Origin of the sequence: Bacillus sp. FSL E2-8900, assembly GCF_037966225.1 — a bacterium.
GTDB lineage: Bacteria > Bacillota > Bacilli > Bacillales > Bacillaceae_G > Bacillus_A > Bacillus_A cereus.
The window spans coordinates 4,612,247-4,626,012 of sequence record NZ_CP150193.1 but is presented as its reverse complement, the minus strand read 5'-3'; the positions used below and the strand labels follow the sequence as shown (position 1 = coordinate 4,626,012).

The following is a 13,766-nucleotide window of genomic DNA, read 5'->3' as shown; positions in this document are numbered from 1 at the left end:
GGGATGGAGCTTCAGACGTAGAGGCGTTCTTTGCCTCGCAGGAAGAAGCGAAGCCACCGAACATTCTAGCCGCTGGAACTGGATTAGATAAAAAGTGCAGGTGGCTCGTTTAGAACAGGAGGGCGTTGGAAGCCCTGACGAAGAGGCGCTTTTTGCCTCAAAGGAAGGGGTGAAACGACCGACTGTTTTAGCCACTGGAACTGGATTATAAAAAAAGTGGAAGCGGTTCGCTCAGAACGAGACGACGCTAAAGCAAAGAATGGAAGCAACAAAGGTTTATAAAAAAAGGGAGAGCCAGCTTCTTTCAAAAAGAGAGAAGCGGCTCATGAAAATATGAAGGAGGAAATTTTCATGGAAAAAACAGTAGGAAATGCGGTTAAAGGCGGTAGCTTTTTAGTAGATGAGATTACGATTGATCAAGTGTTTACGCCAGAAGATTTTTCATCTGAGCATAAAATGATTGCAAAAACGACAGAGGACTTTATTGTAAATGAAGTTCTTCCAGAGCTTGAATATTTAGAGCAACATGAGTTTGATCGTTCAGTTCGTCTTTTAAAAGAAGCTGGGGAACTTGGTTTATTAGGCGCTGACGTACCAGAAGAGTACGGCGGAATTGGTCTTGATAAAGTAAGCTCAGCGTTAATCGCAGAGAAATTCTCTCGCGCTGGTGGCTTTGCAATTACTCACGGTGCTCACGTAGGTATCGGATCTTTACCAATCGTATTATTCGGTAACGAAGAGCAAAAGAAAAAGTATTTACCATTACTTGCAACTGGTGAAAAATTAGCTGCATACGCATTAACAGAGCCAGGTTCAGGATCTGACGCATTAGGTGCAAAAACAACTGCACGTTTAAATGCAGAAGGTACACATTACGTATTAAATGGTGAAAAACAGTGGATTACAAACTCTGCATTCGCTGACGTATTCGTTGTATATGCAAAAATCGATGGAGAGCACTTCTCAGCATTTATCGTAGAGAAAGACTACGCTGGCGTATCTACAAGCCCAGAAGAAAAGAAAATGGGTATTAAATGTTCTTCAACTCGTACGTTAATTTTAGAAGATGCGTTAGTACCGAAAGAAAACTTACTTGGTGAAATCGGTAAAGGTCATATTATCGCATTCAACATTTTAAATATCGGTCGTTATAAATTAGGTGTTGGTACAGTTGGATCTGCGAAACGTGCAGTAGAAATTTCAGCACAATATGCAAACCAACGTCAACAGTTCAAACAACCAATCGCTCGCTTCCCATTAATTCAAGAGAAACTTGCGAATATGGCAGCAAAAACATATGCAGCTGAAAGCTCTGTATATCGTACAGTAGGTTTATTCGAAAGCCGCATGAGCACATTATCTGAAGAAGAAGTAAAAGACGGTAAAGCAGTAGCAGCTTCTATCGCTGAATATGCAATCGAGTGCTCTTTAAACAAAGTATTCGGTTCTGAAGTATTAGACTATACAGTAGATGAAGGTGTTCAAATTCACGGTGGTTACGGATTCATGGCAGAGTACGAGATTGAAAGAATGTACCGTGATTCTCGTATTAACCGTATTTTCGAAGGAACGAACGAAATTAACCGCCTAATTGTACCAGGTACGTTCTTACGTAAAGCGATGAAAGGTGAATTACCACTTCTTCAAAAAGCACAAAAATTACAAGAAGAGTTAATGATGATGATGCCAGAAGAAGTAGGCGATGAGCCATTAGCACTTCAAAAGTATTTAGTAACTAATGCGAAGAAAATCGGCTTAATGGTAGCTGGATTAGCGGCTCAAAAATACGGTAAAGCATTAGATAAAGAGCAAGAAATTCTTGTGAATATCGCTGACATCGTAAGCAATCTATACGCAATGGAATCAGCTGTTCTTCGTACAGAAAAAGCAATCAAAACAACTGGTCTTGAAAAGAATAAACAAAAAGTGTTATACACTGAAGTATTCTGCCAAGAAGCATTTAACGAAATCGAAGCAGATGCGAAAGAAACACTTATCGCAGTTGAAAACGGCGACATGCTGCGCATGATGTTATCATCATTACGTAAATTAACTCGCCACACACCACTTAACGTAATTCCGAAGAAACGTGAAATCGCTGCGAAAATTTTAGAAGATGAGCGTTACACAGTTTAATATCTTTAAAGAACAGTAGTCGTTTATACGGCTACTGTTCTTTTTTTGAAAAAAGAAATTTTTAGTGACATAAAACTAATACCATTAGTATAATAAAACTAATGGTATTAGTTTTCGTGAAAAGGGAGATGGGACTATGAGGATGATACATGAAAAAACGTTATATCAATTGTCATTTTTGCCAAGAGCGTTTCCTGTAAATTGTTACTTTGTAGAGGAAGAAGATGGTTTAACTTTAATTGATGCGGCTTTGCCATATAGCGCAAAAGGTATTTTACAGGCGGCTGAGAAAATAGGAAAAACAATTACTAAAATTGTATTAACACATGCGCATGATGATCACATTGGTGCATTAGACGCATTAAAGGAAGTACTTCCTCATGTTCCAGTCTATATTTCTAAGCGGGACGGAAAGCTGTTAGAAGGAGATACGACGTTACAAAAGGATGAACCGAATATACCGATAAAAGGCGGTGTACCTAAAAAATTAAAAACGGTACCTGATGTTTTATTGGAAGATGGCGACCGAGTTGGATCGCTTCTTGCGATTATGACACCGGGACATACGCCGGGCTCCATGTCGTTTCTTGATGTAAGAAATAAAGCTCTTATTGTTGGGGATGCATTCCAAACAAGAGGAGGTATGGCCGTTTCGGGACAAATAAAATTTTGGTTTCCGTTTCCGGCGATGGCAACGTGGAGCAAAGAAATATCATTACAAAGTGCACAGAAGCTAAGCGAATATGAGCCTTCCTTGCTTGCAGCAGGGCACGGAAAAATGATAAAGGATCCAGGGGCTGTCATAGAGCTTGCTATTAAGGAAGCGAAGCGGAATATAGAAAGTAAGAAAGAGGGTTAATTTATGTCACCGAGAATCGGACTTACATTACAGAAAATTGTAGAAACAGCTGCAGAAATTGCAGATACAAATGGAATACAAGAAGTAACGTTAGCTTCATTAGCGCAAAGATTAGGGATACGTTCGCCCTCACTATATAATCATGTAAAAGGGTTACAAGATGTACGGAAACATCTTGGTATTTACGGAATAAAACAGCTGCATAACAAACTGGAAGAAGCAGCCGAGGATAAACGTATGGATGAAGCAATTCATGCATTAGGAGAAGCATATGTAGCATTTGTCCGAAAACATCCTGGACTATATGAAGCAACTTTTTTACGAGATGAAGAAGTAAGAAAAGCAGGTGACGGAATTGTAAAGCTTTGTCTTCGAGTTTTACAACAGTATGGCTTAGAAGGAGAGAATGCACTTCATGCGACACGCGGATTCAGAAGTATTTGTCATGGATTTGCTTCGATTGAACAACAGGGCGGATTTGGTTTGCCGTTAGATTTAGATATAAGTTTACATGTATTGTTGGAAACGTTTATTAAAGGGTTACGTGAATAAGAAGCGAGGCAAACAAAAACCTTAGAAGTGATTCTAAGGTTTTTTAGTGCATATAATTCGAAAAGAGCGGTAGGCTTTTTCTCATTACATGATATTATTTAGCAGGTTTGAAAAATGTGTATATGGCTAAGAAAAAGCAAACGAAACTGAATACGGTAGGATCTTGATATGGACTAGGCTCAGAGCCCTTCTGGATTTCTGTAAGGAAGTCATGTGTTTTCATGTTCATTGCTCCTTTAACTAATAAAATTTATATGATGCGAGGGTTATGGTGGATAGATAAGAAATTTTTGGAATTTCATCTAATAATTATTCTATAGTAATCTAATTCCAAAAACTATATAATACAAAGCTTTCATGATATGTAAAATTGCATATTATTCTTTTTGAAAAATTTGTTATATTATCTATATATTTGTATTAAAGGGTTTTTGTTAAGGTAATGAAAACAAATGGAGGAATAGTATGAGAAAAACAGTATTAGACGCGTATAATGCAGAAAGAGAAGTAGATAACATAACATATAAAAATCTAGTTGTAACGATTGCAAGCATTCTAGGGTTCTCACTCTTAGGGGGATTATTCCTTGCTTTAGCCCTTGGAATTTTTGGAGAAGAGGTATTACGTGCTAATTTAGAGGGATATTATTTACTTCTATTTGATGCAGCTGTTGTTACTATTGTTTTATTTGCGTATAAACCAGTGCTTCATTTTATTAAGAACATATGGGATGTATCTATTTTAAAAAATGGGAAAACCTACTTGTATTTATTAATAGGTTTTATCATCATTGCATTAACTCAGTATGTAATGTTAGAGTTGTTTAGCTTTGAAAGTGCAGAGCAGCAACGAGATCAATTAGGGAGCTTAGGACTTCAAGATAGTCTACAAAGTATTATATATGTGTTAAGTGTTGCTATAATTACACCAATTAAAGAAGAAATTTTATATAGAGGTATTTTGTATCGATTTTTTGAAAAGAAATATAGTTTTCTAGTTGGTATCATTATTTCTTCCTTTATCTTTGGGATTCTTCATGGTGGTTTTCCAGTTACGGCAATGATTATGGGGATTGTATTTGCTATGTTATATAAGAAAACACAATCTATTTTACCTAGCATCATTTTACATATTGTATGGAACCTACTTGTGAGTATAAGTATGATTGTTTCTTTATAAAATTGAATGAATATTTAGCATAAAAGATGAATGGCCTAGCTATTCATCTTTTATTTTGTTTATATGTGGGAAAAGTTGATGAATACAATCCAAAAAGAACCAAATACTAATGATGAATGAACAAAGAAAGGCGGGTATGTTATATGCAAAACTTAACAGAGCTTGAAGTAGAAAATTTACGTCATTTAATTGGTGGACACGCAACAATTATTAACAAGTTGGAGCAGTATGCACAGACGTGTACAGATCCACAACTGAAACAAATGCTACAAAAAGATGCGCAAGATGCACGAAATACGAAACAGCAATTAATGACTTTCCTAGGATAGGAGGAAGCGGAAAATGAATGAAAAAGATATGGTAAATGATTATTTAGCAGGATTAAATGCAAGTTTAACAAGCTATGCAAATTATATTGCTCAGTCTGATAATGAACAGTTACATCAAACGTTAATTCAAATTCGTAATCAAGACGAGGCGCGCCAACGTAATATGTATGAGTATGCAAAGCAAAAGAGTTATTACAAACCGGCAGCACCTGCTAATCCAATGATTGTACAGCAATTAAAAAGTCAATTAAGTGCGGAATAACAGGAAAAAGAAGACGAGCGAATTTATTGGCTCGTTTTCTTTTTGTATATGTCAATAAATACATAATAAATATTTTTCCAGTTGTAACAAATATGACGAAAATGGAATATAACAATTCACAAAAAGGACAAAAACTTTGTTCAATATTTCACAAAGTATCCATGGTTTCTATCGTGAGAACCTCTATAATTAGGATTGTAAAGAACAAAAGAAATAGATTATATGATCAATTAGGAGAGATTGCTATGAAAAGACATACAAGAAAAATTGCAATTATCGGTACTGGATTAGTTGGATCAAGTTGTGCGTATTCTATTGTGAATCAAGGTATTTGCGAAGAGCTATTATTAATTGATATAAATCATGAACGTGCAGTTGGGGAAGCAATGGATTTATCACATTGCATTAACTTTACAAATACAAGAACAAAAGTATATGCAGGAAGCTATGAAGACTGCAAAGATATGGACATTGTTATTATTACAGCAGGGCCAGCACCAAAACCTGGACAAAGTCGCTTAGATACTTTAGGAGCGAGTGCGAAGATTATGGAAAGTGTTGTTGGTGGTGTAATGGCAAGTGGATTTGATGGTATTTTCTTACTTGCATCGAACCCAGTTGATATTATTACATATCAAGTGTGGAAATTATCTGGATTACCTAGAAATCGCGTAATCGGTACTGGTACATCACTAGATTCTTCTCGCTTAAGAACAATTTTATCTGAAATGCTACATGTAGATCCTCGTAGTATTCATGGGTATTCATTAGGAGAACATGGTGATTCTCAAATGGTTGCTTGGTCTCATGTAACTGTTGGTGGAAAGCCAATTCTGCAAATTTTAGAAGAACAAAAAGAACGATTTGGTGAAATAGATTTAGATGAAATTGTTGAGAAGACTGCAAAAGCTGGCTGGGAAATTTATAAACGTAAAGGAACTACTTATTACGGGATTGGAAATTCTCTAGCATATATTGCGAGTTCAATCTTTAATGATGATCACCGTGTCATTGCTGTTTCAGCCATTTTAGATGGTGAGTACGGTGAATATGATATTTGTACAGGAGTACCAGCTATTATTACTAGAGACGGTATAAGAGAAGTTGTAGAACTCAATTTAACAGAGGATGAAGAATCTCGATTCGCAAAATCAAACGATATTTTACGTGATTATATGAAAACAATTGGTTACTAACTTATAGGAGAAGGTGAAACAAATGAAGGAATATATAATGTCTCGTGTATTTAAAGCATCTGCTGGAATCGCACAAGGTATTTTCGTATCCCTCGGAATTGGTTTACTGATCGAAAATATAGGAAGAATTGTTGATATACCATTACTTATTACAATCGGAGTTGTTGCAAAATCACTAATGGCACCGGCAATTGGTGCCGGCATTGCTTTTATGCTCGGTGCAAACGGTCTTGTAATCTTCTCGGCGATGGTAGCCGGAGCGATTGGTGCCGGATCCATTTCAATTACTGAAGCTGGTCTAATTATTAAAACAGGTGAGCCAATCGGTGCATTATTAACAGCAACTTTAGCTGTATATATTGGTAAACGTTTAAGTGGAAAAACTGCGTTAGATATGATGCTCGTTCCATTTGCGGCCATATTAGGTTCTGGTTTAGTAGGCATTTGGTTATCTCATAATATTACTCCTGTTTTAAATGCAGTTGGAGCGTTTATTAAAGATAGCTCAGCTGGTAGCCCATTCATCGCTTCTATCGTCATTGCAGTAGTTTGGGGACTATTACTTATCTCTCCAGCTTCATCAGCTGCGTTAGCAATTGCACTTAGCTTAGACGGTGTTGCAGGTGGTGCTGCTCTTGCCGGATGCGTTGCTCAGTTTATCGGATTCTCTGTCATCTCAGCGAAAGAAAACAATTTAGGTGGCATATTAGCTCAAGCACTTTGTACTCCGAAAGTACAATTGCCAAATATCACTAAAAATCCAATGATTCTCGTCCCAACTGTCGTCGCCAGTGCTATAGTCGGTCCAGTATCAGCATTAATTTTCCAACTGGAAGCAGGAAAGGAAATTGCAGGTCTTGGATTAAGTTCTCTTATCGCACCAATTAATTTAATTTCCAGCCAAGGATGGGAAGTTATCCCGGCGATGGTAATTACTTATATCGTCATTCCAGTAGCTGTTTCTTATATACTTTACATTGCTCTTAAAAAAGCAGGTCGTATTCATTCTGGTGATATGACTGTACCGCAATCTTAAATTGAAAATCTCCTTAATAATAGATAAAAGCAGACTGAAGCCACAGTCTGCTTTTTTGTCATGCTACATTCTATGATTTTGTTTTACTGGAACTCTTATTGGTTCTTTGGCCAATAAGAGCTGAACGCCGAAGTAAAGTATGCTTGCAAGCGTCATTCCAGAAACGGCATCTACAAAGGCATGCTGCTTCGTAAATAGCGTTGATAAAATAATAAGTGTACCGAAGAAAGTAAGGATGTAATATTCAAAAACATGCTGTTCTCTACGCTTAAAGGCAGCTAACATAATTACAAATGTAGTAAGAACGTGAATGCTAGGGAAACAGTTTACTGGCTGGTCGATACTATAAATATAGCGAACTAGTTCAGAAAATACATCTGTTCCAACGACAGTCGGACGTGGTACCGTTGTTTGCCAAAAATAATAAATAGAAAAACAAGCAAGCTTTCCAAAAATAACACTACTTAAAGTAACATAATATTGCTTTCGGTCAGCAAAACAGTAATAAATAAGTGCGCCGTATAAGTATGGAAACCAAAGTAAATAAGGAATAATAAATGCTTTTACAAATGGAATCCAATCATCCACTACAGTTGTAACGTCTACTGCGTGAACAGTCGATTTATTTAATACGTCGTAAAGGGGACTTACGAGCACGAGTAGAAGTATATAACTTAACGGAAGAAAAGATGAAAGTTTAAATTTCTTCATGTTGATCTCCTATGTTTAGTAATGTAAGTAAATTCAATTGATTATAATATAGAAACGTGAATTGGGCTATCGATTTTACTTACATTTTCTTGAATTAACCTTACGTTTTTGTCACTTGACTAAAAAGAAGGGGAGGGTGCTAAATGAAGCGTTTATCGTATTTCTTATTTTTTATATTGATATGCCTAGTCGGTGCTGGGTGTGCAAAGGATAAAGAAGGAGAGAAATTAGAATATAACGGAAGAGCACTCGTAATTGGAGTTGTTGGAGAAAAAACGAAAGATACGTTTAGGAATATAAAGTTTGAGGAAATGAAGTTAGAGGAACTGGAAAAGAAATCTAAGGAAGTAGATGGTTTTCTAATAATGAAAGATCACTTTCAAGAAGCCTCAACAGAGCAATATAAAAATGTATTTTCATCACTAAAGAAACCAGTGTTTTTTATCGGTTTACAAGATAAATCATATTCGATTTTTATTACAAAAGGGATAGAGTATAACAGTGCCCGAAAAGATGTAAATGCTATGTATACGCAAGGGTTTGCGAATATCGGAAGTGGTGAAGGACAACAATGGGCAGTTGGTTTATCGAATGGTGGAAATACAGAAGAAAGTATTCATAATATGTATATCGTCGTATTTCAAACAATTGCAGATTATTTAAATAGATAATGAAGGAGCCTGCAAAAGAGGCTTCTTATTTTTTTAATCAAACGTTTGTTTAAGCTGTATGTTCGGTAGGAAGAAACCGATGTAACTCAAGGGTTGACAAAGAAAAATAGAGAATTAATCAAACGTTTGTTTAAGCTGTATGTTCGGTAGAAAGAAACTCCTGTAGTTCAAAGGTTAAGAAAGAAAATGGAGAATTAATCAAACGCTTGTTTAAGATATATGTTTGGTGCAGAATCTAAAAAATTTATATATTTATTTTTTTCTTAACAAATGGCGGAAAAATAAGAAAAATTCGCAGGATTATTAAAAATTATCACGAAATAAGTAAAAGTTTAGCGAATAATGGTTTGAAATAATAAAACGTTTTCTATATGATAAAGGTAAAGGTTAGTAAAAAAGTAGGTGAATTTATGACAGTAACATTTTATTCATATCCAAAGTGTGGCACATGTCAAAAGGCAAAGAAATGGTTTGAGGCAAACGATGTAGCATATGAGATGATTCATATTGTTGAAAATCCACCATCAAAAGAAGATTTACGTAATTTACATGAAAAAAGTGAATTACCATTAAAAAAATTCTTTAATACAAGTGGAATGCGTTACCGTGAACTTGGTCTAAAAGATAAGTTGAAAGATGCAAGCGAAGACGAAATGTATGAGCTTTTAGCATCTGATGGCATGTTGATTAAACGTCCAATTGTAACAGATGGAACGAATGTAACACTTGGTTTTAACGAAGAGCAGTTTGAAAGTGTGTGGAAAAAGTACCAATAAGGTATTTTTACATAATTAATACATTCACTGGAGGTACAGTCATGAGCATTCCAAATAATTTACGTTACTCTGAAGAACACGAATGGGTAAAAACTGAAGGTAATGAAGTTGTTATCGGTATCACTCACTTTGCACAAGGTGAGCTAGGCGATATCGTATTCGTTGAACTTCCTGAAGTAGGTGCAACAATCGAAGCTAACGAGCCATTCGGAAGCGTAGAATCTGTTAAAACAGTTTCTGAGTTATACGCACCTGTAAGCGGTAAAGTTGTAGCAGTAAACGAAGAATTAAGTGACCAACCAGAACTTGTTAACGAATCTCCATACGAGGGTGCATGGATGGTTAAAGTTGAACTTTCTGATGCAAGCCAAGTTGAGAAGTTATTAACTGCAGAAAAATATGCAGAAATGACAAACCAAGACTAATTATAGTCGACTAAAGGACAGCCTTTGTGCTGTCCTTTTTTATTTTTTGTGAAATAATGAAATTCAAGTTATATGTAAATAAATAAGCTATTATGAGAAAAACTGTTTTGTGGTAAGGTTTCATAAGTCTTCACAATCTAAACGAGCCGCTTGCGCTTTTCATTGTCTAGCTCCAGCGGCTAGATTGTTCGGTGGCTTCGCTTCTTCCTGCAAGGCCAAAAGCGCCTTTACGTCAGAAGCTCCATCCCCCTCACAATCTGAATGAGCCGCTTGCGCTTTTCTTTTGCAAAAATAAACAGGAAACAACATGAAAATAACGAATATACTATATACTAAGTTCAAGGTTATATAGTATATGGTGATCGGGTGATGACATATGATTTATGTAGAAAAAGTCATTATTGTAGAAGGTACATCAGATAGAAGAAAGATTGAATCTATTATTCGTGAACCGGTGGAAATTGTTTGTACAAATGGTACAATTGGTTTGTCGAAAATGGATGAGCTCGTTGATCAGTTTTTTGATAAGGAAGTGTATGTGCTAGTGGATGCTGATGATGCTGGAGAAAAGTTAAGGAAACAATTTCGAAAAGAATTCCCGCAAGCCGAGCATATCTATATTGATCGCTCGTACCGAGAAGTGGCAACTGCGCCATCTACACACTTAGCAAATGTATTATGGGGAGCCGACATTGATGTTTATACAGAATATTTACGGTAAGGAATGATAGAAGTGATTGATTGGACAGGAGCCGAAGCTACAGCCCTAATAGAGAACGAAGAAAAAACAGTATTATATGTATATACTCCAATGTGTGGAACATGCCAATTAGCAAAAAAGATGTTAACAGTCGTTGAGATGACAATTGAAGGCCTCAAAATTGGGATGTTAGATTTAAATTATGCTCCGCATTTAGCGAAAGAGTATGGGATTGAAAGTGTACCTTGTTTACTTGTTTTTGAAAATGGGACACTGATGAAGAAGATATACGCATTTCATTCGGTTGAATATTTATATACGGAATTAAAGTAGGCGGCAAAATTTTTGCCGCCTCGACATATTTCTTGGGAAATATGTCGAGATGCAGGGTGGCTACAGTATTTGTCGAGCGAAAATAACAGGATTGCTCTTTAGTGAGAGGGAATGGTATGTAATAGAAAGTGATATGAAGGATGTGATTTAGGGTGAGATTATATTCTTTGCTTCAATCATTTGTAAATTACGCTAATGGTCAATATCATTTAGAACCGCTTTTAAGACAAGAAGAAAAAACTGTTAATTTTCGCTTCGGAGATGAAAGTTGTTCGTTACAAATTTCAAGAGATTATATAGAGCTACTACATGAGGAAAGAGGAACGGAACAAATCATTTGCTTAGATGAAAAGGATATAGAACAATTGGTGAATGGAAATGTACGATTGCAAATGCTAATGAATGATGGACGTGTACAATATTCGGGAACGTACCGAACGATGTTATTAGTGGAATCGATGTTTCATATATGTAAACCGATGTCAGTAGGTGCTTAAAATTCTGAAGTTTCATTTTTTGCGAAAATTTCTGTTGACATGGTGAGTGTATATTGATACAATTCAAGTCATAAAATATAGACAATTTCATAAATTTCAAATCAGACGAAAATTGAATCTGATTTCTCTTATCAAGAGAGGTGGAGGGACTGTGCCCTGTGAAGCCCGGCAACCGTCAACTTATGTTGAAATGGTGCCAATTCCTGCAAAGCAAATGCTTTGAGAGATGAGAGAGAGGGATAATGTTGTTATATACGCATAAAAACCTTTCTGCTTCTCTAAAGCAGAAAGGTTTTTTTATTGTTTGAATGTGGAGGACATTCAAACAATAAAAGTAATGATAACAGTGGACTACACGCATTAAAAATAAAAAATTGCGGAGTCGACCTAAACAAAAAAGGGGTGAACATCATGATTCTATTAGAGAATGTAAGGAAAATATATAAGGCGAAAAGCGGTGATGTCACTGCTGTAGATAACGCCAATTTAAAAATAGAAAAAGGCGAAATATTTGGTGTTATTGGATATAGCGGCGCTGGGAAAAGTTCTTTAATCAGATTGTTTAATCAGTTAGAGAAACCGACTTCTGGCCAAATTACAATTGCAAATCGTGTTATATCAGCAATTACAGGAAGTGAACTTCGTAAGGCAAGGCAAGAAATTGGAATGATTTTTCAGCACTTCAACTTACTTTGGTCACGAACTGTACGTGAAAATATAGAGTTTCCACTTGAAATTGCAGGTGTTGATAAAGCGAAGAGAAGAAAACGTGTGGATGAATTAATTCATCTTGTTGGATTAGAAGGAAGAGGAGACGCGTACCCATCTCAGCTGAGCGGGGGACAAAAGCAACGCGTCGGGATTGCAAGAGCATTAGCTAACAATCCACAAGTGCTTTTATGTGACGAAGCAACGTCAGCTCTTGATCCGGAAACGACAGATCAAATTTTGGATTTACTATTAGACATTAATAAGCGCCTTGGTTTAACAATTGTACTCATTACACATGAGATGCACGTAATTCGAAAGATTTGTAATCGTGTTGCGGTAATGGAGAAAGGAAAGATTGTAGAAACAGGTCCAGTACTTGATGTATTCCGTAATCCGAAGCAAGATATTACGAAACGATTTGTACAGCAGTTAACGGATTCTGAAGATACAAATGAAACGATTGAAAGTTTAATTGAAAAATATCCAGATGGAAAAGTAATTCGTTTGCAGTTTATCGGTGAGGCTGTAGAAAGACCAGTGCTTCAACGATTGATGCAACGCAGTGACATAGAAGTTAGCATTTTGCAAGGAAATATCGCACAAACGAATAACGGTTCTTACGGTAGTTTAGTTGTTCATTTAAATGGTGAGGAAACAGCGATCCAGCAAGCAATAGAAGGAATTCATCAAGATCAAGTAGAGCTGGAGGTGATTGCACATGGATAAGTTACTCACAAATGTTGATTGGAATCAAATGTTAGAAGCAACTGGTGAAACGTTATATATGACGGCAATCGCAGCTCTTGCGACATTTGTTTTAGGACTCATTTTAGGATTGTTACTCTTCATGACAGCAAAAGATAATTTATGGGAAAACAAATCAATTAATACGGTGATTGGAGCATTCGTAAATATATTCCGTTCTATACCATTCATCATTTTAATTATTTTATTAATCCCATTCACAAAGATTCTTCTTGGAACAATTCTTGGAGCAAGTGCAGCTTTGCCGGCTTTAATTATTGGAGCGGCACCATTCTACGCGAGAATGGTTGAAATCGCACTTCGCGAAATTGATAAAGGTGTAATTGAAGCTTCAAAAGCAATGGGAGCAAAAACAAGCACAATTATTTTGAAAGTGTTAATTCCAGAATCGTTACCAGCATTAGTATCTGGTATTACGGTTACGACAATTGCTTTAGTAGGCTATACAGCAATGGCAGGAGTTGTTGGTGCTGGTGGCCTTGGAACACTTGCTTACTTAGAAGGATTCCAAAGAGGGAATAACGATGTAACAATCGTTGCGACAATTTGTGTATTACTAGTTGTATTTTTAATTCAGTGGATTGGTGATAGTTTAACGACTCGAATAGATAAACGATAATGAAAAACG

Annotated in this window: 17 protein-coding genes and 1 riboswitch; of the genes, 16 read left to right on the top strand and 1 reads right to left on the bottom strand. The window is 36.2% G+C overall.

What is annotated here, in order from left to right; all coding sequences use genetic code 11:
* Positions 1-351: 351 nt before the first annotated feature.
* The 8 genes from NST90_RS23825 (at position 352) to NST90_RS23790 (ending at position 7,549) form a co-directional block, all read left to right on the top strand.
* Positions 352-2,136, top strand: coding sequence for an acyl-CoA dehydrogenase family protein (locus NST90_RS23825; RefSeq protein WP_000416291.1), 1,785 nt, complete (start codon positions 352-354; stop codon positions 2,134-2,136).
* 136 nt (positions 2,137-2,272) lie between these two features.
* Positions 2,273-2,995 (top strand): MBL fold metallo-hydrolase, encoded by a 723-nt coding sequence (locus NST90_RS23820; protein ID WP_069604479.1) that lies wholly within the window; start codon positions 2,273-2,275, stop codon positions 2,993-2,995.
* A 3-nt stretch (positions 2,996-2,998) separates the two neighbouring features.
* On the top strand, positions 2,999-3,547 hold the full coding sequence (locus NST90_RS23815; protein WP_000074934.1) for a TetR/AcrR family transcriptional regulator: 549 nt from the start codon (positions 2,999-3,001) through the stop codon (positions 3,545-3,547).
* A gap of 465 nt (positions 3,548-4,012) precedes the next feature.
* Positions 4,013-4,726, top strand: coding sequence for a type II CAAX endopeptidase family protein (locus NST90_RS23810; protein WP_001232990.1), 714 nt, complete (start codon positions 4,013-4,015; stop codon positions 4,724-4,726).
* 143 nt (positions 4,727-4,869) lie between these two features.
* The gene (locus NST90_RS23805) at positions 4,870-5,055 is read left to right on the top strand and encodes a hypothetical protein (protein WP_001180555.1); all 186 of its coding nucleotides are present in this window, start codon (positions 4,870-4,872) and stop codon (positions 5,053-5,055) included.
* Positions 5,056-5,068: 13 nt separating this feature from the next.
* A complete protein-coding gene (locus NST90_RS23800; protein WP_001002981.1) occupies positions 5,069-5,317 on the top strand; it encodes a spore coat protein in 249 nt (82 codons plus the stop codon).
* Between the two features lie 92 nt (positions 5,318-5,409).
* Entirely contained in the window at positions 5,410-6,513 is a 1,104-nt protein-coding gene (locus tag NST90_RS23795) for an L-lactate dehydrogenase (RefSeq protein WP_153595646.1), read from the top strand.
* A gap of 22 nt (positions 6,514-6,535) precedes the next feature.
* Positions 6,536-7,549, top strand: a complete 1,014-nt coding sequence (locus NST90_RS23790) for a PTS sugar transporter subunit IIC (protein WP_000666171.1) — start codon at positions 6,536-6,538, stop codon at positions 7,547-7,549.
* A gap of 63 nt (positions 7,550-7,612) precedes the next feature.
* Here the strand turns inward: NST90_RS23790 and NST90_RS23785 are convergent, their stop codons facing one another.
* Positions 7,613-8,260: a phosphatase PAP2 family protein gene (locus NST90_RS23785; RefSeq protein ID WP_000713775.1), complete on the bottom strand. Its 648-nt coding sequence runs from the start codon at positions 8,258-8,260 to the stop codon at positions 7,613-7,615.
* A 143-nt stretch (positions 8,261-8,403) separates the two neighbouring features.
* Here NST90_RS23785 and NST90_RS23780 point away from each other — a divergent pair, with 143 nt between their 5' ends.
* The 8 genes from NST90_RS23780 (at position 8,404) to NST90_RS23745 (ending at position 13,757) form a co-directional block, all read left to right on the top strand.
* Positions 8,404-8,931, top strand: a complete 528-nt coding sequence (locus NST90_RS23780) for a hypothetical protein (protein ID WP_283748274.1) — start codon at positions 8,404-8,406, stop codon at positions 8,929-8,931.
* A 410-nt stretch (positions 8,932-9,341) separates the two neighbouring features.
* Entirely contained in the window at positions 9,342-9,707 is a 366-nt protein-coding gene (locus NST90_RS23775) for a Spx/MgsR family RNA polymerase-binding regulatory protein (protein WP_000218968.1), read from the top strand.
* 41 nt (positions 9,708-9,748) lie between these two features.
* Positions 9,749-10,132 (top strand): glycine cleavage system protein GcvH, encoded by a 384-nt coding sequence (gene gcvH / locus NST90_RS23770; protein ID WP_000026897.1) that lies wholly within the window; start codon positions 9,749-9,751, stop codon positions 10,130-10,132.
* Positions 10,133-10,508: 376 nt separating this feature from the next.
* Positions 10,509-10,853 (top strand): toprim domain-containing protein, encoded by a 345-nt coding sequence (locus NST90_RS23765; RefSeq protein WP_000640870.1) that lies wholly within the window; start codon positions 10,509-10,511, stop codon positions 10,851-10,853.
* Between the two features lie 3 nt (positions 10,854-10,856).
* Positions 10,857-11,165, top strand: a complete 309-nt coding sequence (locus tag NST90_RS23760) for a thioredoxin family protein (protein ID WP_002025020.1) — start codon at positions 10,857-10,859, stop codon at positions 11,163-11,165.
* Positions 11,166-11,317: 152 nt separating this feature from the next.
* A complete protein-coding gene (locus NST90_RS23755; RefSeq protein WP_001242138.1) occupies positions 11,318-11,662 on the top strand; it encodes a hypothetical protein in 345 nt (114 codons plus the stop codon).
* 125 nt (positions 11,663-11,787) lie between these two features.
* Positions 11,788-11,895, top strand: a riboswitch (SAM riboswitch).
* Between the two features lie 178 nt (positions 11,896-12,073).
* Positions 12,074-13,099, top strand: a complete 1,026-nt coding sequence (locus NST90_RS23750) for a methionine ABC transporter ATP-binding protein (RefSeq protein ID WP_000601790.1) — start codon at positions 12,074-12,076, stop codon at positions 13,097-13,099.
* Positions 13,092-13,757 carry a methionine ABC transporter permease gene (locus tag NST90_RS23745; protein ID WP_000359557.1) on the top strand — a complete coding sequence of 222 codons (666 nt, stop codon included), beginning with the start codon at positions 13,092-13,094 and terminating at the stop codon, positions 13,755-13,757. The genes NST90_RS23750 and NST90_RS23745 overlap by 8 nt, the downstream gene beginning before the upstream one ends.
* The last annotated feature ends 9 nt before the right edge of the window (positions 13,758-13,766 follow it).

Bases quoted from the DNA above. Each gene is read 5' to 3' on its own strand.
- NST90_RS23775 (WP_000218968.1), top strand. From the start codon at position 9,342: ATGACAGTAACATTTTATTCATATCCAAAGTGTGGCACATGTCAAAAG.
- NST90_RS23810 (WP_001232990.1), top strand. From the start codon at position 4,013: ATGAGAAAAACAGTATTAGACGCGTATAATGCAGAAAGAGAAGTAGAT.
- NST90_RS23765 (WP_000640870.1), top strand. From the start codon at position 10,509: ATGATTTATGTAGAAAAAGTCATTATTGTAGAAGGTACATCAGATAGA.
- NST90_RS23750 (WP_000601790.1), top strand. From the start codon at position 12,074: ATGATTCTATTAGAGAATGTAAGGAAAATATATAAGGCGAAAAGCGGT.
- NST90_RS23785 (WP_000713775.1), bottom strand. From the start codon at position 8,260: ATGAAGAAATTTAAACTTTCATCTTTTCTTCCGTTAAGTTATATACTT.
- gcvH (WP_000026897.1), top strand. From the start codon at position 9,749: ATGAGCATTCCAAATAATTTACGTTACTCTGAAGAACACGAATGGGTA.
- NST90_RS23800 (WP_001002981.1), top strand. From the start codon at position 5,069: ATGAATGAAAAAGATATGGTAAATGATTATTTAGCAGGATTAAATGCA.
- NST90_RS23820 (WP_069604479.1), top strand. From the start codon at position 2,273: ATGAGGATGATACATGAAAAAACGTTATATCAATTGTCATTTTTGCCA.
- NST90_RS23795 (WP_153595646.1), top strand. From the start codon at position 5,410: ATGACGAAAATGGAATATAACAATTCACAAAAAGGACAAAAACTTTGT.
- NST90_RS23780 (WP_283748274.1), top strand. From the start codon at position 8,404: ATGAAGCGTTTATCGTATTTCTTATTTTTTATATTGATATGCCTAGTC.
- NST90_RS23805 (WP_001180555.1), top strand. From the start codon at position 4,870: ATGCAAAACTTAACAGAGCTTGAAGTAGAAAATTTACGTCATTTAATT.
- NST90_RS23745 (WP_000359557.1), top strand. From the start codon at position 13,092: ATGGATAAGTTACTCACAAATGTTGATTGGAATCAAATGTTAGAAGCA.
- NST90_RS23815 (WP_000074934.1), top strand. From the start codon at position 2,999: ATGTCACCGAGAATCGGACTTACATTACAGAAAATTGTAGAAACAGCT.
- NST90_RS23790 (WP_000666171.1), top strand. From the start codon at position 6,536: ATGAAGGAATATATAATGTCTCGTGTATTTAAAGCATCTGCTGGAATC.
- NST90_RS23825 (WP_000416291.1), top strand. From the start codon at position 352: ATGGAAAAAACAGTAGGAAATGCGGTTAAAGGCGGTAGCTTTTTAGTA.
- NST90_RS23760 (WP_002025020.1), top strand. From the start codon at position 10,857: ATGATAGAAGTGATTGATTGGACAGGAGCCGAAGCTACAGCCCTAATA.